Here is a 19,190-nt window from a genome sequence, read left to right on the forward strand (position 1 = left end):
TTCAGCCTTTAATCTCCTGCGCCAACCCCTCGAACAGCAAGGCGACGGCTTCAGCGCCAGGATCGTTATTTCCCATTAGGTTTTCCTCGGGAACATAGGCGGCCCGACCGGCCTTGGCACGGTGAATATTTGCCGTACTGTCTGCACCTTCGCGCGCCGCCTGTGCAGCTTGAGCCAAACCCAAAGGCAAAGCGTCCAGCGCGGGAGCCAACGCATCGATCATCGTTCTGTCCCCAACTTTGGCCCCGCCAACTTGGCTAACGCGGTTCAAACCTTCCACAAGGGATTTCGGGATCGACGCGCCACTGGCGCAGGCGTCTCCGGAAGCATTAAAAAAGATGGCAAGGATCACGCCCGAAGAACCGCCCATTGTCTGGCTGAGTTCGTTGCCCAAAGCGGGGAAGAGTTGTGTCAGATCCGCAAGGGGCATTCGGTCTAGGCTACCCTGCAATGCCCTCGCCGCAGTTGCCAATGTGCTACCGGTGTCTCCGTCACCGGATTTGGCATCCAATTCGTTCAGGTCTTTCTCGGCATTTATCAGCAATTCGGACAATCGCGTGATCGTTTCCTTTGTGGCTGGGTTGTTTGAAGGAATAGGATCAATCGGGGTCAAGCCATCAGGCAAAGGTGCAACTTGAACTGGACCAATAGAATTGACGCCGGGCCATGCCACCAGACCGACGTGAGCTTCAAGCGCCGACAATTCGCCTTCGCTGACGGGCAACACCGAAACAGAGAACCCATGCATGTCCAGCGATGTCATCATTGGCGCAGGACCAATAACGTGACTCGTCAAACCAGTCTCGGACAAAGCGTGCGTCAGCACGGACATTTCCAAAGGGGTTGTCGACCCGAGGTTGTTGACCAACGCAACACACTCCCCCGCGCCGACCCGTTGTTTTAACTTTTCCACGACGGTGGACATTGCTGTGACCGCATTGGCAAATTCCACCTGTTCGACACCCGGTTCGCCATGGATACCCAAGCCCAATTCAGCTTTGCCCGGCGCAATCCTGTTCTCTTTCGGAGACCCCGGTACAGTGCAGGTGTCCAGGCTCATCCCGATGCTGACCACTTTATCGATGACGCTTTTTGCAGCCTTGGTCACGGTGTCCAGATCAGCGCCATCTTCAGAAAGCGCGCCGGCAATTTTGTGTACGAACAAGGTCCCTGCCACACCGCGCGGTTGCGGTAGGTCCGGCAAGGCGATGTCGTCATCCACCACCACCATCTCAACTTTGCGCCCCAAGGCGCGGGCACGTTCTGCAGCGAGCCCGAAGTTCAACCGATCGCCCGTGTAATTCTTGACGATCAGCAAACACCCCGCCTCACCGGTCACGGCGAGAATACCAGCAAGAACCGCTTCGACCGATGGGGACGCAAACACCTCTCCGCAAACAGCGGCGGTCAGCATTCCAGCCCCGACAAAACCCGCATGAGCGGGCTCGTGACCGGATCCTCCACCAGAGACCAACGCAACCTTCGATTTGTCCCAGTCCGAGCGGTAAACCACCTTGATATGCGGATAACCGTCCAACCGAGTCAATGCGCCGCCAGAAGAGGCCAAAAGGCCGTCTATCGCCTCTGTTACAAGGGTTTCTTTTGTGTTGAGGAACTGGGCCATGCTTTTGCTCCTTAAGCCACGCGCGCGCCGGAGGCGTCGAAATACAACGGGTTATGAGGACGAATCTTTATCGTTTGCCCGGCAGGGTAGTCCTGGTGGACATCAATCAAGGTCACGACCGTGTGGCCATTCAAATCCAAGTGCAATCGCGTTTGGTCACCAAGGTGCTCGGCACGGATCACACGAGCATCACTACCCTCGCCTTCCAGGATGTTCTCAGGGCGCAGGCCAATCTGAGGGCCTTTGTGATCCCCACCAAACAAGTTGGATGGCAGAATGTTGATGCGCGGCAAACCCAACCGGCTCGCGACATACACGCTGCGGGGGTTTTCATAAATATCTCGAGGCGTGCCGTATTGCACCAACCTGCCCTCTTCCAGCACGCCGATATGCGTAGCCATCGTCATGGCCTCGACCTGATCATGGGTCACATACAAAAGCGTGGACCCCAGATCCGCTTGAATTCTTTTTAGCTCCACACGCAAATCCGCCCGCAGCTTGGCATCCAACGAACTGAGCGGTTCGTCCATGAGAAATATCTGTGGATCGCGCACCAGGGCCCGCCCAATTGACACCCGCTGCATTTCACCGCCAGACAGCTCTGTGGCTTTGTTGTCCAGTTTGTGTGGGATCTGGAGGATCTCCGAGACTTCGTTGACCTTCCTCGCGATTTCATCCTCTGGCGTCTTCAGGATCGGCGAACGCAGAGGGAAAGACAGGTTTTCACGCACTGTCATATGCGGGTACAGCGAGTATTGCTGGAAGACCATCGCCACATCGCGCTGGGCGGGTGTATCTATTCCAACGTCACGCCCGCCAATGCGCACTGTTCCTGAATCCAGTTTCTCAAGTCCGGATATCAATCTCAGTGTTGTTGTTTTTCCCGCGCCGGTCGGGCCCAACAACACCACAAAGGCACCGTTGGGGATCGTCATTGAGATATCATCCACCGCTTTAAGATTGCCGAATGACTTCGAGATACTCTCCAAAACGACTTCAGCCATTGCTCAGCACCTCGTCGTTCAGAGCGGACCTCAACGCGCGTCCGGTAGATTTTTCAAAAAGGGTTACTGCGGGTGAGCGGAACTCCAATCCCACGGTCTCGCCAGGGCTAACGACTTCGCGTGCATCAACCCGGGCTTTCAGCTCACCGTTCGGGCTTTGCAATGTCACGATCTGGGTAGTTCCCAAATATTCTGCGGCCAGGACCTTGGCCCGGTAGGCGCTTGCATCTGATAGAAAAACATGCTCGGGGCGGACACCAAAAACCAAGTCACCTTCAGCCCCTTCCATCAGTTTGGGAACAGGTTCGTCATGCCCGTTCAGGCGAACCATTTCAGTGCCAGGTTCGACCTTTCCCTGAAATGGCAGGAAGTTCATCGAAGGAGACCCGATAAAGTTAGCTACAAACATCGTAGCGGGTTTGTCGTAAATCTCCTGAGGCGTGCCGAATTGCTCGATCACAGCATTGTTCATCACTACGATTTTGTCGCCCATTTGCATGGCTTCCAACTGGTCATGTGTAACGTAAACAGTGGTCGCACCCATACGGTCATGAAGCGCGCGCAGTTCTTCGGCCATGTGTTCACGAAACTCTGCATCAAGTGCACCAAGAGGTTCGTCCATCATGAAGGCTTTGGGTTCGCGCACAATCGCGCGCCCGAGCGCAACCCGTTGTCTATCTCCTCCGGAAAGCCCTCCGACGGGGCTGTCAAGAATGTCTGTTATCCCCAGAATTCCGGCGACTTCTTCTATCTTGGCTTTGACCGCGGCACGTGGCATCCCCTGCGAAATCAACGGATAGCTGATATTCTTACGCACGTTCATATGCGGGTACAGCGCGAACATCTGGAATACGAAGGCAATGTCTCGCTCTGAAGGTGGCCGTTGACTGATTTCTTCACCGTCCAGGTAGATTTCACCCGACGTTGGAAGTTCCAAACCTGCGATCATCCGCAGTGTCGTCGTCTTTCCGCAACCGGATGGCCCCAGCAGCATGAAGAACTCACCATCCTCAATCGTGAACGAGCTTTCGCGTACAGCCGTGAAATCGCCGAACATCTTTTTTACGTTTTTGACTATGATCTGGGCCATTTCTACTCCGGGAAGTGGCTGACGATGATGAACATAACGGTTCCGATCAGCGTTACGATGAAAGAGTAGGTGAAAGCCCAAAGGACAAAGGGCTGCATCAGCATGAAGACACCCAGTGCGATAAGGATAGTTGCGACCATTTCCCATGGGCCGCGGCGAAGCCGCATCAATCCGGTAAGAAACTCGCTCATTTGCGCACGGCTCCGAATGTGATCCCACGCAGCAGGTGTTTGCGCATCAGGATGGTGAAAATCATAACCGGGATCAGGAAGATCGTTGCTCCAGCCGCCACAGCAGGCCAGTCCAGACCACCGATACCGATAATGGTTGGGATGAAGGGCGGCGCGGTCTGCGCATTTGCTGAGGTAAGCAGTACGGCAAATGCATATTCATTCCATGCAAAGATGAGGCAGAAGATAGCTGTCGAGGCTATGCCGGTCGCGGCTTGTGGCAGCACCACTTTGTAAAATGCCTGAAAGCGTGTGTAGCCATCTATGAGAGCGGCTTCTTCGTACTCTCTTGGGATTTCGTCGATGAATCCTTTCAGCAACCACACTGCCAGAGAGATGTTCACGCCTGTGTACAGCAGGATCATTCCCAAGTGCGTATCGCTGAGCCCAAGATTTCTGAACATCAGGAAGATTGGGATGGCGACAGCAACCGGGGGCATCATTCTTGTACTGAGGATGAAGAACAGAAGGTCGTCTTTAAGCGGGACCTTGAACCTACTGAAGGCATAGGCCGCCAAAGTGCCAAGAAAAATACTCAGGAACGTTGATCCAAACCCGATGATGACCGAGTTCATAAAGCGCTCACCGAACTTGGATGGTCCAACGATCACCATGTCGTATTGGCGCACGATCTCATCGGCCCAGTTCTGCGGTGGATTGGCTTCCAGAAACTCCTGCGTTTGCCGTGTGCGTGTGGTGAAAAGGTTGACATAGCCTTCTAGCGTCGGGTCAAAAACCACCTTGGGTGGATAGCTGATCGCATCGGCTGGCGATTTGAAGCCAGTCAGCAAGATCCACACCAACGGGATCATCGTGATCAGCGCATAAGTGATGACCAAGAAGCCTGCGATCCACTTGGACCGGTTCGAAGGTTCGGTGACGGAAAAGCTACTCATCTCTGTTTCACCTTGTTCAGGGCTTTGACGTAGATCGACGCAAGGCCGAACACGGTGACGAAAAGGATGATCGCATAGGCCGAGGCATAGCCGGTGCGCCACTTCTCAAACGCCTCCCGCTTGAGATTGATCGAAGTGAGTTCCGTTACAGAACCCGGCCCTCCGCCGGTTAGCTGAACCACTAAGTCGAACATCTTAAAGTTCTCGATCCCACGAAACAGCACCGCGAGCATCAGAAATGGCAGCACCATCGGGATAGTAATCGTGAGGAACTGCCGCAGCTTGCTGGCCCGGTCGATCTCGGCAGCCTCGTAGATATAGCCGGGAATGCTGCGCAGCCCGGCTAGGCAAATTAGCATAACAAACGGCGTCCACATCCATGTATCAACAATGACGATCGCCCATGGGGCCAAAGTTACTGAGCCTAACATCTCAAAGCTCGACGGCTCCTTGCCGGTGAACCAGGACACGATGTAATTGAACAGGCCGATCTGTGGCTGATACAGGAACTTCCAGAAGTTCCCGACAACGGCCGGGGACAGCATCATCGGTAACACAATGATCGTGGTCCAAAGGTCATTGCCCTTAAACTTCTTGTTGATCAGCCACGCCAAAGTGAACCCGATCAGAACCTGAAAGAAGATCGTCCAGAATAGAAAATGCGCCGTCGCCTGCATATTCAGCCAGGTGTCAGAGTCGGTTAGGATACGCTCGTAATTCTTGAAGCCAACGTCTTTGACCTCGCGCCCGATCCGATTGGCCTTGTAGTTGGTAAAGCTAAGTTTGATGGTCCAGATCAACGGAAAGATGTTGATTGCCAGCAGTAGAAATATCGTTGGGGAGATGAATATCCATGCGATCGCGCGGTCGGATAAACCCCTGATTTTTCGCGCAACTCTCTCGGGCGTTGCCTGCGCAACGCGATTTACGGACCTGTCAGACATCTCATTGCCAGTTCTTGTTGGATTACGACACACGGGAGAAGGTGGAGCGGGTTCGCACCCGCTCCTGCCTGCGTCCGGGTTACAGCTTACCTTCGTCTTCGAAGACTTCCGTCCAATCTTCGATCAAAAGATCAAGCGCTTCTTGAGCTGTGCCTTGGTCGGCAACAACGTAGTCGTGGATGCGTTTCTGCATTGCCAGCAGGAGTTCCGCATAGGCAGGCTCCTGCCAGAAATCCTGTACTCCACCCATTGCTTCTAGGAAATCACCGGCAAACGGTTGGCTGTCCACGAAACCAGGATCTTCAAGCACCGAGTTATGTGCCGAGTAACCGCCAAGTTCCCACCATTTGGCCTGAACTTCCGGCTGCGCGAACCACTTTATGTACTCAAGTGCGGCGTCCTGGTTATCCGAGTAGCTGACAACAGAAATTCCTTGTCCGCCCAGTGTCGAGCCTGCCTGATTTTGCGGTGGGTTCACAAAGAAGTCGATCTTGTCACCGCCGGTATTGGGATCGGCGTAAAGACCCGGGAAGAACGCAAACCAGTTCATAGCCATGGCGACTTGACCGGATTTAAATGCATCCAAGCTCTCACCCATGTAAGAGTTGGTGTATCCCGGAGGCGTCGCCGTTTTGTAGAATTCTTTGTAGAATTCCAGAGCCTCAACCGCTTCCGGTGAGTTTACGGCGCCTTCCATATCATATGAGCCAGGAGTGTTTTCGTATTTGAAACCCCACGGATACAGGGCCCCGGTGACACCCATGGTGATGCCTTCCGAGCCGCGCTCGGTAAAGATTGCAGCCCCATACACAGTCTTGCCGTCGATTTCACGACCTTGGAAGAACTGCGCGATCTGCAACAACTCTTTCTGAGACTGAGGCTCGCGTAGGTCCTGACCAGTCGCTTCTTTGTACGCGGCTTGGATTTCAGGGTTTTCGAACCAATCCTTGCGGTAGAACCAACCATTCGCATCGCCCATCGCGGGCAGCGCGTAGTAATTTGGTGTACCCTTGGGCCAGGTCGAATAAGCGTAAACTGTTGCAGGTGCGAAATCGTCCATGCTGATGCTTTCAGCATCGAAGAAGTCGTTCAGCTGGACATAGTGGCCATTCTCAGCGCCACCGCCGATCCATTGGCTATCACCAATCAGCAGGTCGCAGAGCTTACCGCCGGAGTTCAGTTCGTTCAGCATCCTGTCCGCAAAATTTGGCCAAGGAACAAATTCGAAATTCATTGTGTGGCCGGATTCTGCTTCGAATTCCTTTGATAGTTCGACAAGCGCGTTGGCCGGGTCCCATGCCGCCCAACATAGTGTCAGATCTTCAGCATTTGCCTTGGTAGAAAGAGTAGTAGCGGCAAGGACTATTGCGCTGACCGAAGCCAGTTTTGTGTAAGTCATCCATTCCTCCCTTTTTTCGCCGTCAATCGAGGATGTGCGAATCGCGGCATACCTCCAAGGCTATTTGAGGTACGCACCTCAAGTCCAGAAATTTTTGAGGTTCGTACCTCAGAGTTGTTAAATTCACCTTGACAATGGTCAATAGTACGTTGCTTTTATTGCATATTTCACCGCCCTACCTCCTCAGAATCATTATGCGAAAAGGGAGAGGGAATTCGAGATTGAACGCGTCTATGCTTTAAATCACGACGCCGAAGGCTTTAGATTGCCAACCCGAACCAACCAAAAATAGTGCCGAAACCATATTCTAGACGTTCATCCAAGGAGTTAAATTGGGATAGTTTGAAGAGCGCTTGCTAGCCCTACTGCCGGAATATCTCGACAAATCAGGATCCCACGAATGAACGAACTCAACATTGTGCGGATGAACCGCTACCCTATCAAAGGTTTGAGTCCGGAACCACTAAGCACCGTTAACCTGCTGGCGGGAGAAGGCATTCCTGGTGACCGCCTTTTTGGCTTTGCTCGCTACAACTCCGGATTCGACACCCTTAATCCGAAACCGCTGGAAAAAGACCGCTTTGTTGTGCTTTTGAATGAAGCAGGTCTGGCCGGTCTCCAAACTAAATTCGACGCTCAAAATCAGCTGCTGGAAATAAAAGTAGGAGTGAAAACTCACCACTTCGAAATGCGTGAGCCAAAGGGGCAAAGGGACGCGGCGACTTTCCTCTACAACACACTCGGTCTAAGGGACCCCGAGCCGCCAGTGTTTGTCTCTTCTTACCCACATCGATTTACGGACGTTTCGGTCGTGTCGCCAAAAATGATGAACGCTATTTCTGTTCTCAACCTGGCCTCTGTCGACGCGCTTAGTAGGCAGCTAAACGTGGAATTGCACCCGGCAAGGTTTCGCGCGAATATTGAATTGGAGGGGCTACCACCGTTTTCCGAATTGGACTCTGTCGGCTTTACCTTGGTGTTTGGCGACGTGAAACTAAAAATTATCTCGCGAACAAAAAGATGCGCCGCCACTGAAGTTAACCCAGAAACAGCCGAACGAGACATGAGAATCCCGTTCCTTATTCGAAAACACTTGGGCCACATGGATATGGGCGTTTATGCAGAGGTGAAAGACAGCGGAACTCTTAACGTAGGACAACTTGGAATGTGGTCGCCGTAGAACAAATTCGAAATAATCTCAGCGGGGTGCTGTCAGACTAATTCGAACTAGTCTCAGTTTGCCGCGGAAATCGCGAACTTATCCGGAACAAAGTTGACGCCACTCGCTAAGAGCGGCGGCGCGGGTCAGCTTGAAGGTGTCTCGACTGGCTAACGATCTTTCCTAGTTGAAGTGGTTGTAAACGGAGGAATGGACGGAGGCGAATTTCTGCAAACTTCGCATACGCCTGAAACGCAGCATGGCCCGTTCTCTTCGTCGAAACGGCAGGTGCGAGTTCTCGTCGCGGTTGTTGAGCCACCTGCCCGTCCTTTGTTTTTCGGTAGCGCCAAGCTCTCTGAGCGCGGCTCTGTATGAGGCGAAGCGATCCGTGACGACGTTTTCCGCTTCTCCGTGCCGCTTCATCAATTTCCTGAGGAATTTCAGTGCAGCCTGCTTGTTTCGGCGTTTGGTGACAATGGCTTCCAGCACCTCGCCTTCATAATCAACGGCTCGCCAAAGATAATGCCGCTTGCCACTCACCTTCACGAAAACCTCGTCAACGTGCCACTTCGATTTTGAAAAGGCTCGGAGTGGCTGAACCCGTTTTCTTCGGACCTCTGATGCAAACATCGGGCCAAACCTGTTCCACCAATATCGGACAGTTTCGTGGCTCACGTCGATGCCTCTCTCGTACAGCAGATCTTCGACATTCCGAAGCGAGAGCGGGAAACGGATGTACAGCATCACCGCAAGGCGGATGATCTCGGGACTGGTTTTAAAGTATTTGAATGAGGCAGGTCTGGTCATGGGCAAAAGCTACGCAACTGCCCTACCCCGCTCAAGCAAAGTTCTTCTGACAAGACCATTTTGGTGTTCCGTGTCCATGAGGAGGGCCAGCCAGGCAGAGTTTTGGTCAGCGACTGATTTTCAAGACAAAGGCGAAATATCCTTTACCGAATGCATGGTTGTCGGAACCGGGGGGGGTGCCGTTTGCCTTCACACTTGCAACCCTGCTTTTTTCCACCCGCTGCGCCAGCGATCAGCGCAGGTTGGAATAGAGAATAATGGTAAACGTGTTGTCTCGGTTATCGAAGCCGCATTCGGAGCGATTTCGTTCAATTTGACAGCCGCTGTTTTTGCCGCATCTATGTCATCGAGCTCAGCGAGCGAGGCAATCAGCATCAGGTGGCTCATCAGGAAGGTTGCACGCACAGCCAAGGCTTCGCGACAGGCCTGCGCGGCTTCCTCATAACGTCCCAAGTGAAACAAGGCGGCACCCTGTCCCATGAAAGCGGCGTGCCGCAATGGATCACCCGGGCTGAGTTCGACAGACCGGACTGCATGTTCCAGCGCCTTGTCAGGGCGATTCAGCAAATAAAGATTTGCAGCGGCGAGCATGTGGACCGTCGCCGCGTTGGGATTTTCCGACAATGCTTCCTTAAAGGCTGTCCGCGCGCGGGACAGGTCTTGTGCCAGCATAGAGATCGAATGCGCGGCATAAGCCTTTGCAATGCCGTCCGCGCGATCGCTCCGCAGCACCTGCTCTGCGGCCGCGACAGCTGACTTGGGTCCCTGATCTACAGGTTCCAAACCTTGCACAAGACGTTGGATATGAAGCCATGCTAGCAAGCCCGCTGCGGAGGCGTATTCCGGATCTCGATCCAAAGCCAGTTTTGTCAGTCGTATTGCCTCTATGTTGTCTTGGTCAGTCAGCAAGTGGAAATGTGATAAAGCTCGGAGGTAGAGCTCGTATGCCTGTAAGTCCTTGGTGGGTTTTGCACGCGCACGATTTGTTTCAGCGTGCCGCACCGATGGTTCAATAGCTGTAACTACGTCTTCGGTGACTTGATCTTGAAGATCAAAGATGTCGTCGAGCACACCGTCAAAGCGGTCCGCCCACAAATGGCTCCCATTTTCGGTATCTATGAGCTGTCCCGTGATGCGGACGCGCTGCCCGGAACGCCGAACGGAGCCTTCCAGTACATACCGAACCCCTAAGTCGCGGCCCACGTCGCGGATGTCCGTGCTTTTCCCCTTATAAGAAAAAGAAGAGTTTCGTGCGACGACCATCAACCAACGAAACCGAGATAGCTCAGTTATGATGTCTTCCGTTATGCCATCGGCAAAGAACTCCTGCTCCGGATCACCCGACATATTGTCGAATGGGAGCACTGCGATTCCCGGCCTCACATCCGCCTTGATCGCGAGATTGGCTTTCGTACCCTTTGGCCAACACCAGATTCCAACATGCCGCGTGATGTTTTTCAGTTCGGTTTGCTCTCCGCCGTCGAATAATCCCGCATCGTTACGGTCAAGGCTGTTATGTGACATATCTGAAAAGAGCACTTGTCCCGGCTTCGCGAGAGCCTCCAGACGCGCCGCAACATTGATGCCGTCGCCGAAAATGTCATCGCCATCGGTTACAACTTCCCCTGTGTGAACCCCGATGCGCAGTTTGATGTGGTCAGGTTTGTGGGCGGACTGAACTGCAATCGCGCAAGCTGCTGCTTCAGATGGTGATTGAAACTCGACGATCCAGCCGTCGCCCATGCTTTTGATCAGTGAACCATTGGTATCTTCCACGATCGGGAGAAACGTGTCCTCGCGGAAGGTCTTTAATGCAGCGACTGTGCCAGTACGGTCCTGATCCATCAGCGCGGAATAGCCCACAATGTCGGCGGCCAATACCGTCGTGAGACGTCTTCCCATTCACCCCTCCTCTTTGCAATGAAGTTAGCTCGGTGGGTTGCTTCTGTCAGCCCATTCGTCAGATTTTGAAAAGCCTTAATGAATAGAAAGCACAGGTACAGGCATACACGCACAACTAAAAAGGTAATGCTCAAATACCTGTCGTGCATTCAGCAAACGGTCACCTTCATATCCGCGGAGTTAGTTACTTGCGTTTCTTTAGCTGCCAACGTTCGTGGCAAAGCAATTCCGCTTTGGGCTCGTAGCGGTCATTCGCGGCAGTTGGTACGAACGACCACTCTGCGGACTTTGCGGCCATTGGCCCGCTTTCACCGGAGGACCGCAAACAGTGCAAACCGGACATTAAATAGGAAGGTCTCAAAATTTTGGCTACGCAAAGTTGCCCACGGTCTAAAGCGATGGCCTGCTCTGGGTGCGCCCAACCCAATTCGCGATTACGGCCGCTTCTAGCGCGTTGGTCGAACTGAGCCGCCCAATTTTAGTGGTCCAAATTGAAAGTTAGTGCATGATTGGCCTTTGATCTATCAGGACGAAGACTTCCGGGGCGGATTTGCACACGACGAAACTTTGACAAATAGATGAATCGCAATAATTTCATGTGAGTTGTTGGTTCTCTGCCGTTTTCCACTGACAACCGTCGTTGAACATGAGGCGGTCAAACTTTTATGCGAGTAAAGCAAGCGCTATTCGTGGGTTAAATCACTCAAAAAAGTGAAACGTTGATTTAGACCTAAAAACGACGACAGAGATTACTGAGGATGATCGCAAGGATCATCCAAAGTTTAGTGTCCTATCGACTAGTTGTTCGGTGTGATTAAACGGCGCCCCGAGAGGCCGATGTATCCAAAAGTATAAGAGGCCATTCGGAATAGGTCGTAGTGTGTTCAGTTCTGCACTGTATCAAAACCTTTAGAAACGCGCAGTTTCAAAACTTTAATACTTTTTACCCGGAGAAGGAGATAAACATGATTAAACCTCACCAAGTTGCCACGCCATTGGCTGCTTTCTTTTGTACTTTCGCGATCTCCGCGACGGCTCAGGATTTCGATCCGACGTCTTTGTCGACCTATGGCAGCAAGCCCAACATCATTATGATCGTTTCTGACGATACTGGGTATTGGGACCTTGGTGCCTATCATGGGGGCGCCGCGCGCGGCATGGACACGCCCAATCTTGATCAAATGGCCAAGCAAGGGATGATGTTCACAGATTTCTACGCTCAATCCTCTTGCACGCCGGGGCGTGCCGCGATGCAGACCGGGCGTTTCCCGAACCGCTCGGGCATGACGACGGTTGCTTTTCAGGGTCAGGGTGGTGGACTACCGGCGGCAGAATGGACGATTGCGTCTGTTTTGAAGCAGGCTGATTACAACACTTACTTCATGGGAAAATGGCACCTCGGGGAAGCAGATTATGCCATGCCGACAGCCCATGGCTACGACAAGATGGAAAACACATTTCTCTATCACCTGAATGCGTACACCTATGCGCTGGACGACTGGAATGTGCAGATGTCCGATGATCAGAGAGCATTTTACAAAGAGAACACCACCGGCGTTTTTGAAGGCGTGGCCGGAGATCCTGCCAAGGAAGTGCTGACTATCGAAGACATGACGACTGCTGATTTGGCCGCGCTGGACAAGGTTGGTGCGGAAAAAGCGGTGGCAGAACTGGAGCGTCTTGCTGGCCTGGACCAGCCATTCTTCATGTCTATCAACTGGGCTGCGAACCACCAGCCTAACCTGCCGTCGCCTGATTTTGTGGGCAAGTCGGCGGTAAAGAACAAGTATGGCGACAAGGTGGTAGAGCTTGATTTCCACACCGGTCAGATCCTCGACAAGGTGGAAGATCTCGGAATTGGGGAAAATACCCTGATCATTTACACTGTTGATAATGGCGCATGGCAGGATGTGCATCCTGATGCCGGCATGACACCGTTTCGTGGCACCAAAGGGACTGACCGTGAAGGGGCATACCGCGTACCTTTCTTCGCAAAGTGGACCGGTAAGATCGAGCCGAACACGAAGTCGAGCGACATCACCGGCGGCACCGATCTGATGGCCACCTTTGCCAACCTCGCCGGCGTTCCGTTGCCGACCGAAGACCGGGAAGGGCAGCCGACGATTTTTGACAGCATTGATATGGCTCCGGTCCTGTTTGGAGAGGCCGACCCACAGCGCAACACCTGGGCGTATTTTACCGAGAATGAACTCACTCCAGGCGCGGTGCGCGTCAATGAATGGAAGGCCGTCTTCAACATGCGCGGCGACAACGGTGCGCGTGCCGGATCCGAAGCTCCTGCTGCCGAATTGGGATGGCGTGGGGCCGAAATGTACGTTGCTACCGTTCCGCAGGTGTTCAACCTTTGGGAAGACCCTATGGAGCGCTACGACATCTTCATGACCACCGGGCGTGAGAACACTTGGACGATGCCGACACTGATGGGCGAGGTTGAGCGGGTTGTGAGAACCTACATCGACTATCCCCCACGTCCGGTGCAGAGCGAATCCTACTCCGGCCCAATTACGCTCAGCGAGTACCACCGCTTCACGACGGTGCGTGACCAGTTGAAAAAGGACGGCTTCAATTTGAGCCTGCCAACCGGCAACTGACGCAAATGGTCGGGGCGTCGTTATGCGGCGCCTCGACACATCGAAAATGTGAAACGGAGTAAGTGCTTCTTCACAGTTTCTCTAGGCTGGAGTGAGTTTTTTTGGATGCTATTGGCGAATGCCACGGACTTTCGCTCAGCGCCCGCAATCCCCTTAACTTGTGATTCTAAAAGGTGATCTACATGTCAAAGCACTGGTTGATCAAAGCAGCCTTTGGATCCGCTTGTCTGGTAATCGCCAGCACACAAGCCTTCTCTGACCCCCTGAAGTCTTGGAACGGCGGTGCGACGAAATCTGAGATAATCAACTTCGTGAAGACTGTATCGGATGAGAGGTGCTGTCAGACTAATTCGAACTAGTCTCAGTTTGCCGCGGAAATCGCGAACTTATCCGGAACAAAGTTGACGCCACTCGCTAAGAGCGGCGGCGCGGGTCAGCTTGAAGGTGTCTCGACTGGCTAACGATCTTTCCTAGTTGAAGTGATTGGAGACGGAGGAGTGAACGGCGACGAGCTTCTGCAAACTTCGCATCCGCCTTAACCGCTGCATCGTATGTCGCGAACGGCTGTTTTGTCCGCAAAGCAGACATTCACTGAATTCTACCGAATGGCCGCATCGAGCCTCACTTTGACCGGTGCTGCGCGATGCCCGAATGACGGCGATGCGCAGTTTACTGACTTTACAAAGTCGACCCAGTGCTCTGAATCTGATATTCACAAATCGTCGGAAATTGGCGATGTGAGCCCTTATGCGAAGTTTGCAGAAATTCGCCTCCGTCCATTCCTCCGTTTACAACCACTTCAACTAGGGGCGATCCCTTCCCAGCCGAGACACCTTCAAGTTGTCACGGCACCGCCGCTCTTGCCGAGTGGCGCGAACTTGGCGCGTTACAAGCGACATCTCTGTTGGCCTAGCTGAGACTTGTTCGAACCGGCCTCACAGTATCCATCGATATGCTTATTGATCCTTGTCAAGATTGGCGCGGGCAAGAAGTGGTACTGTCAATGGTAATTCAGGGGGGGCTCATGGAAGAGTTGATTGAAATCGGAAGATCATTCGTCCAGGCCATGCGTGAGCGCAGGGGCCTTGCAAGTGTTGATGAAATGTATGCCGAAAACGCACAGTCGATAGAGGCAGTCGTGCCTCCGGTTCGACAATTCCGCGTTTCAAAGGGGCGAGAAGCCATCAAGGGAAAAAGAGAGGATTGGTTGGCATCGCATGAAATCCAAGAACTAGAAGTGGATGGCCCCTACGTCCACCCACCCAACCGCTTTGGAGTCCGCTTCAGAGCCGAAGTCGTTCAGAAGGCCACGGGTGAGCGTATGACCCTGCGCGAGATCGCGGTGTATTCGGTCGCGGAAGGCAAGATTGTGCTGGAAGAGTTTTTCATGTTGCCGAAGTAAGAAGAGCGAATAACAACATCGGCTATTTGCTGGTTCAATCAATGCGCACGGCTTTCGGGCGAAGTGAAATTCCGGGCGGAGGTCGGGAATGCAACACAGAACAGTGGCATATTATGTAGGAGTTGATGCTGACGACGCGTCGATTTTGGAATGCGCTGAAACTGCCCATGTCCAGAACGACCACTTGAATTGCGTATTGTTCGCGGCCTTACCTAACCTGCCTTACCTGAAGTATGGATCAAACAGGTTCGTTGAGGCGGGTCTGCCCTCAAACTGGTTGGACGTTCTTCACGCGAAAAATGCCGCCCTGAAGTCTCGCGCCATTGAAGTTGAAACGCTTCTTGCTGGGCAGGGCGTATCTGCAAATGTAACTGGCTTCATGGGACTTGGAGCAGAGTTACAGAAACTTGTAGCAGAACAAGCCAAATGCTCTGATATCGCTTTTCTAGACGCTGATTTGCGAAAAGACCCCGATTTATTTCACAAGATCACGTGCGGAGTATTGTTTCATTCGCCGGTTGCTCTGATGATAAATGGAGATCCGTTTGCCCAACGCGACTGCGTTTTTTTGGCATGGAATGACAGCTTGCCTGCGTCCAGGGCGACGCATTTAGCTTTACCCATTCTTCTGGCGGCCAAGGAAGTTGTAATTGGATGTTTTGATTTGCCGTCGCCTGAGGACGTAGAAGGTAGTGTGCATGGAACTGACCTAGCTGAATGGCTCGGCCATCACGGTTGCAACGTGACCGTGTCGCAGTTCCAGTGCGGGGGAAATTCAGTTGCACATTGCATTCAAGAACGAGCAAGAGAAGCGGGGGCCGATCTCATTGTTATGGGCGCTTATGGGCATTCCCATTTGCGAGAGTCAGTTTTTGGGGGCACGACGCAAGCAATGTTGGAGCAGACAAGTTTACCAGTGCTTTTCGGACACTGATGAAGTGAGCCGATAACTGTGACTTTCTGGGAGTCATAGCAATCAAAGTTCATCGGTAAATAATTGAGAGACTTTTTTAAGAGTTTGCTTGAGGTTGAAGCGTGTTTGCCTGCCCGTTTTCGCCAAGGAACTCTATCACAATTAACGTGAGTTCATCCCAGTCAGTAAACTCCCTTGCCCCTTCTCGTGGATCGATTTTTCGACCGAGCAAGACGACGTGCTGAAGAATCTCCCTCTCAAAATACCCGTAGTTTTCGGGCCTCACCGCGCCTGCGATCAAAGCCGTCGCATTTGGTTCAAAACCTGTTCGAAGAAGCATTTCGTCAAGATAGTCGCGTGCTTCTTCTCGACCTGACGCGAAAGCAGCTTTTAGACCGACGGAAAGCACGAGGGACTTTCGCTTCATTAAGGCATCTCTATTTGAAGCGACAAATGCTTCGAATGACTTGGGGTGCTTACGCTCGTGGACAGGGGCCAGGAGAATAACCTTGACCACATCGTCAAGTGAAACGTGGCTGTGCATTTCATCGGTATTGATCAGCTTTGCGTCGAAACCGGCATTCTTCGCGAGATCGGTGATGAAGCGCGCAATCTTTGCTGTTTGGCCTTCGACCGTGGTGAAGGCGATGAGTAAGGTCATTCCGATTCTCCCAAAAATCGGTCTGAATAGATTGCTTATTATGAATAAGTGACGTGCGTTGCCCTTGATCTCTATCAAAGGCGTTTCATAGGGGCATATCTGGATCGTTGCGGTATGCTCATGCTGTCCACGCGGAGCATGTTTTTAAGGAAGTTCGTGACGGCATCCATCTCCAAGAAAACCTGCCTTTTCGGCCGGCAGCCTTGAAGCTAGCCAACCCCTGGCGGTCTAGCTTTCTACCTTAAGCAAAAGGCCAAGACAGCGACGAAGATTGAAATACTGATCAACCACACTGCGAGTTTCACTTGTTGGCGTGCGGGCAGGTTTCTGAGCAGTCTAATCATAGTCAAACCTTTCAGACAAAATCCGGTGTGACGCGGTGCCCCGCTCAATCAGATGATCTTCGACGGTGTCCATCATGGCAGGGGGGCCGCAGAGAACAAAAAGCCAGCTTTCAAATTGATCAGAAGACAAATTGCGGTCCAACAGATGACCGTCGATCAAGCCTGTCTCTCCGGACCAATCCTCTGGCGGCTCGGATAAAACAAATACTGTTTCTTCTTTGGACAACTCCTGGCGAAAAGCAATCTGCTCCTCCACCCGGTTGCCATAGATAAGCTTGAGATCGTACTGTGTTCCACTCAACCGTACCTGACGCACAATGCTCAACATGGGCGCGATCCCGACACCACCTGCGATCAGAACAATGCCTTTCTCAGTTCGGTGGCTGATCGACAGATTTCCGTGCGGGGCATCCAGATAGGCCGTGGTTTGCGGAGCGATCTGTCCGAGGCCGCATGTGAAATCCCCAAGTTCCTTTATCACGAATGAAACTTCGGGGCCTTCGGCTGGTGCCGAACTAATCGAGAATGGGTTCTCATGCAGCGAAAAAACACTGTTGCCGACGTTTAGCCAAGCAAATTGCCCTGCTTCGAAGTTTAGTCCGTTGTGACCATCTGGCACGACGCGCAACTCCCATTGCTTCGGTGTTAGTCGAGACACAGACGTGACGCGCCACGGTCTTTTCCTCTGACGTAAAGGGCGAACGAGATAGACATACAGCAAAGTTCCAACTGCAATACTGGTTAGGGCAAGCCAGAGATAGGTTAGTAGCGGATGCCCACCGTAGCGCCCAGCATAGACCGTGTGATGCAAAAGCAGGCATGCGATCACCAAGGCTCCCAGCCCGTGTAAGAGGCGCCATGTTTCGTATTTGTAATCAAGGGATTTGCGGGCAATTGCCGAGACGACCAGAATGAACAGTAAAAAATATGCGCCGATACCCGATAACAGCGCAGAAATGTCAGTTGAAATCGTAAGTTGGTTTGTTTCATCCCACGGGCGGCGTCCGCCAGAAGGCGTACCCTGATACAGAAGCGGGTGTATCAGCGTTAAGCCGAGTGCTGTACGCGCCATCAACTGATGCACCCGCATGGTCACATCCATACCTAAGCCGGAAGAGATGAACCTGAACCGCCCGGACAGCAGGAACTCGACTAAGATTATTGAAAACGCAAGCATCCCAAGCCCAGACGCGAGCTCTTGATGAAATGATCGCGGTGGCCATCCCAAAGACCAAGAAAAACCCAAGGGAGCCAAGATCAGCAAAACGTAAATCAACGCCAGATAAGGCCATTTCATACGGTTTTGCTCCGCTGTGTTAAAGGTGGGCAATTCGGGCTCATTTAGAATAAACGCTAAGCTGACCTGGGGTTCCGATCAAGACTACTAAGGTTGGTGGTAACTCCAGCACGACGTGGCAAGTTTGTTGGACAACGGTTCCCGTTTCTGTTCGTTCAGCCGCTGCGTTCGGTCTGGCTGATGCTGAGGTTGCATGCTTGCGCAAGATCAAGGTCCTTGACCGCTTTTCCTGTCATAATGTTGCGCGCGTGAAATCAGACCAAAGGAGGAGGCTCAAAAATGCTAGAAGACAAAAAGTCCCCGCAACTTTTCACTGGAACGCATCCGCTCTCCGACAACTTTCGGCGTGAAATGGAAACTCTGATGTCGCGTTTTTTCGGGGGAGGACCACCTTTCCTACCAATGGAAACGGCTGCGCAACGCACGGGTTTTCCGTCTCTTGACATGACAGGTGCGATTTCACCGGCAATCGATGTCCAAGAAACGGATTCTGCGATTGCCTTGACGGCTGAATTGCCAGGGCTCGGAGAGGATGATGTGGAAATTGAAATCAAGGATCGCAGGCTAATCCTACGCGGTCAGAAGAAGATTGCGCATGATGAAACGGGCGATCTGCGTGTCAGCGAAAGAAGCTATGGCAGTTTTTCCAGAGGCATGTCGCTGCCAGACACTGTGGAAATCGACAAGATTTCCGCAACATTCGACAAAGGCGTTCTACATATCGAAATGCCGAAGACTGAGCCTCAGTATCCAAGCCGTAAGATCAAGGTATCGTCGAAATAGACGGTCTGTTGGCTCGATACGGGGCTTGAAAATGCCAAAGCAGAGGGCCGATCATGGATCGGCCTTCTTTGAGCTGCGGCCTGATAGATGTTTTTTGATTGAATCCGGGCGGACATCGCAAGT

The 19,190-nt window shown here is 52.6% G+C and carries 15 protein-coding genes and 2 pseudogenes; 5 read left to right on the forward strand and 12 right to left on the reverse strand.

The features are described 5' to 3' along the window. Window position 1: 1 nt before the first annotated feature. From AC2FLJ_RS04010 to AC2FLJ_RS04040, 7 genes are all read right to left on the reverse strand, one after another. Window positions 2-1,624: a dihydroxyacetone kinase subunit DhaK gene (locus AC2FLJ_RS04010; protein ID WP_496700083.1), complete on the reverse strand. Its 1,623-nt coding sequence runs from the start codon at window positions 1,622-1,624 to the stop codon at window positions 2-4. Window positions 1,625-1,635: 11 nt separating this feature from the next. Beyond that, window positions 1,636-2,628, reverse strand: coding sequence for an ABC transporter ATP-binding protein (locus tag AC2FLJ_RS04015; RefSeq protein WP_496700081.1), 993 nt, complete (start codon window positions 2,626-2,628; stop codon window positions 1,636-1,638). Then, the gene (locus AC2FLJ_RS04020; RefSeq protein ID WP_496700079.1) at window positions 2,621-3,718 is read right to left on the reverse strand and encodes an ABC transporter ATP-binding protein; all 1,098 of its coding nucleotides are present in this window, start codon (window positions 3,716-3,718) and stop codon (window positions 2,621-2,623) included. The genes AC2FLJ_RS04015 and AC2FLJ_RS04020 overlap by 8 nt, the downstream gene beginning before the upstream one ends. A gap of 2 nt (window positions 3,719-3,720) precedes the next feature. Beyond that, window positions 3,721-3,909, reverse strand: a complete 189-nt coding sequence (locus AC2FLJ_RS04025) for a hypothetical protein (protein ID WP_058274732.1) — start codon at window positions 3,907-3,909, stop codon at window positions 3,721-3,723. Beyond that, a complete protein-coding gene (locus tag AC2FLJ_RS04030) occupies window positions 3,906-4,844 on the reverse strand; it encodes a carbohydrate ABC transporter permease (RefSeq protein ID WP_010442361.1) in 939 nt (312 codons plus the stop codon). Before AC2FLJ_RS04030 ends, AC2FLJ_RS04025 begins: the two co-directional genes overlap by 4 nt. Beyond that, on the reverse strand, window positions 4,841-5,788 hold the full coding sequence (locus AC2FLJ_RS04035; protein WP_496700078.1) for a carbohydrate ABC transporter permease: 948 nt from the start codon (window positions 5,786-5,788) through the stop codon (window positions 4,841-4,843). Before AC2FLJ_RS04035 ends, AC2FLJ_RS04030 begins: the two co-directional genes overlap by 4 nt. Before the next feature lie 79 nt (window positions 5,789-5,867). Further along, window positions 5,868-7,187 (reverse strand): ABC transporter substrate-binding protein, encoded by a 1,320-nt coding sequence (locus AC2FLJ_RS04040; RefSeq protein ID WP_282168719.1) that lies wholly within the window; start codon window positions 7,185-7,187, stop codon window positions 5,868-5,870. A 400-nt stretch (window positions 7,188-7,587) separates the two neighbouring features. Here AC2FLJ_RS04040 and AC2FLJ_RS04045 point away from each other — a divergent pair, with 400 nt between their 5' ends. Then, window positions 7,588-8,367, forward strand: coding sequence for an MOSC domain-containing protein (locus AC2FLJ_RS04045; RefSeq protein WP_282168720.1), 780 nt, complete (start codon window positions 7,588-7,590; stop codon window positions 8,365-8,367). A gap of 78 nt (window positions 8,368-8,445) precedes the next feature. Here AC2FLJ_RS04045 and AC2FLJ_RS04050 read toward each other — a convergent pair. Together AC2FLJ_RS04050 and AC2FLJ_RS04055 are read right to left on the reverse strand one after the other, a co-directional pair. Then, window positions 8,446-9,153, reverse strand: a pseudogene (locus AC2FLJ_RS04050) (IS6 family transposase). Between the two features lie 189 nt (window positions 9,154-9,342). Beyond that, complete coding sequence (locus AC2FLJ_RS04055; RefSeq protein ID WP_496704510.1) at window positions 9,343-11,055, reverse strand: adenylate/guanylate cyclase domain-containing protein; 1,713 nt, start codon at window positions 11,053-11,055, stop codon at window positions 9,343-9,345. 878 nt (window positions 11,056-11,933) lie between these two features. Here AC2FLJ_RS04055 and AC2FLJ_RS04060 point away from each other — a divergent pair. Continuing rightward, window positions 11,934-13,667, forward strand: a complete 1,734-nt coding sequence (locus AC2FLJ_RS04060; RefSeq protein ID WP_496700035.1) for an arylsulfatase — start codon at window positions 11,934-11,936, stop codon at window positions 13,665-13,667. Between the two features lie 386 nt (window positions 13,668-14,053). Here AC2FLJ_RS04060 and AC2FLJ_RS04065 read toward each other — a convergent pair. Beyond that, window positions 14,054-14,230 (reverse strand): annotated as a pseudogene (locus AC2FLJ_RS04065) (IS6 family transposase); the annotation flags it as partial. A 461-nt stretch (window positions 14,231-14,691) separates the two neighbouring features. Here AC2FLJ_RS04065 and AC2FLJ_RS04070 point away from each other — a divergent pair. Next, complete coding sequence (locus tag AC2FLJ_RS04070) at window positions 14,692-15,069, forward strand: nuclear transport factor 2 family protein (protein WP_282121556.1); 378 nt, start codon at window positions 14,692-14,694, stop codon at window positions 15,067-15,069. A gap of 88 nt (window positions 15,070-15,157) precedes the next feature. Next, window positions 15,158-16,003 carry a universal stress protein gene (locus tag AC2FLJ_RS04075; RefSeq protein ID WP_496704511.1) on the forward strand — a complete coding sequence of 282 codons (846 nt, stop codon included), beginning with the start codon at window positions 15,158-15,160 and terminating at the stop codon, window positions 16,001-16,003. Window positions 16,004-16,079: 76 nt separating this feature from the next. Here AC2FLJ_RS04075 and AC2FLJ_RS04080 read toward each other — a convergent pair whose 3' ends face one another. Further along, complete coding sequence (locus AC2FLJ_RS04080; RefSeq protein WP_282121558.1) at window positions 16,080-16,643, reverse strand: flavodoxin domain-containing protein; 564 nt, start codon at window positions 16,641-16,643, stop codon at window positions 16,080-16,082. A 336-nt stretch (window positions 16,644-16,979) separates the two neighbouring features. Beyond that, complete coding sequence (locus AC2FLJ_RS04085; RefSeq protein ID WP_496704512.1) at window positions 16,980-18,317, reverse strand: ferredoxin reductase family protein; 1,338 nt, start codon at window positions 18,315-18,317, stop codon at window positions 16,980-16,982. Between the two features lie 330 nt (window positions 18,318-18,647). Here AC2FLJ_RS04085 and AC2FLJ_RS04090 point away from each other — a divergent pair, with 330 nt between their 5' ends. Next, the gene (locus AC2FLJ_RS04090) at window positions 18,648-19,067 is read left to right on the forward strand and encodes an Hsp20/alpha crystallin family protein (protein WP_496700030.1); all 420 of its coding nucleotides are present in this window, start codon (window positions 18,648-18,650) and stop codon (window positions 19,065-19,067) included. Window positions 19,068-19,190 lie beyond the last annotated feature (123 nt).

Source organism: Ruegeria sp. CDSA034, from assembly GCF_059612275.1.

Bases quoted from the DNA above. Each gene is read 5' to 3' on its own strand.
- AC2FLJ_RS04025 (WP_058274732.1), bottom strand. From the start codon at position 3,909: ATGAGCGAGTTTCTTACCGGATTGATGCGGCTTCGCCGCGGCCCATGG.
- AC2FLJ_RS04045 (WP_282168720.1), top strand. From the start codon at position 7,588: ATGAACGAACTCAACATTGTGCGGATGAACCGCTACCCTATCAAAGGT.
- AC2FLJ_RS04010 (WP_496700083.1), bottom strand. From the start codon at position 1,624: ATGGCCCAGTTCCTCAACACAAAAGAAACCCTTGTAACAGAGGCGATA.
- AC2FLJ_RS04090 (WP_496700030.1), top strand. From the start codon at position 18,648: ATGTCGCGTTTTTTCGGGGGAGGACCACCTTTCCTACCAATGGAAACG.
- AC2FLJ_RS04080 (WP_282121558.1), bottom strand. From the start codon at position 16,643: ATGACCTTACTCATCGCCTTCACCACGGTCGAAGGCCAAACAGCAAAG.
- AC2FLJ_RS04040 (WP_282168719.1), bottom strand. From the start codon at position 7,187: ATGACTTACACAAAACTGGCTTCGGTCAGCGCAATAGTCCTTGCCGCT.
- AC2FLJ_RS04030 (WP_010442361.1), bottom strand. From the start codon at position 4,844: ATGAGTAGCTTTTCCGTCACCGAACCTTCGAACCGGTCCAAGTGGATC.
- AC2FLJ_RS04075 (WP_496704511.1), top strand. From the start codon at position 15,158: ATGCAACACAGAACAGTGGCATATTATGTAGGAGTTGATGCTGACGAC.
- AC2FLJ_RS04055 (WP_496704510.1), bottom strand. From the start codon at position 11,055: ATGGGAAGACGTCTCACGACGGTATTGGCCGCCGACATTGTGGGCTAT.
- AC2FLJ_RS04035 (WP_496700078.1), bottom strand. From the start codon at position 5,788: ATGTCTGACAGGTCCGTAAATCGCGTTGCGCAGGCAACGCCCGAGAGA.
- AC2FLJ_RS04020 (WP_496700079.1), bottom strand. From the start codon at position 3,718: ATGGCCCAGATCATAGTCAAAAACGTAAAAAAGATGTTCGGCGATTTC.
- AC2FLJ_RS04015 (WP_496700081.1), bottom strand. From the start codon at position 2,628: ATGGCTGAAGTCGTTTTGGAGAGTATCTCGAAGTCATTCGGCAATCTT.
- AC2FLJ_RS04070 (WP_282121556.1), top strand. From the start codon at position 14,692: ATGGAAGAGTTGATTGAAATCGGAAGATCATTCGTCCAGGCCATGCGT.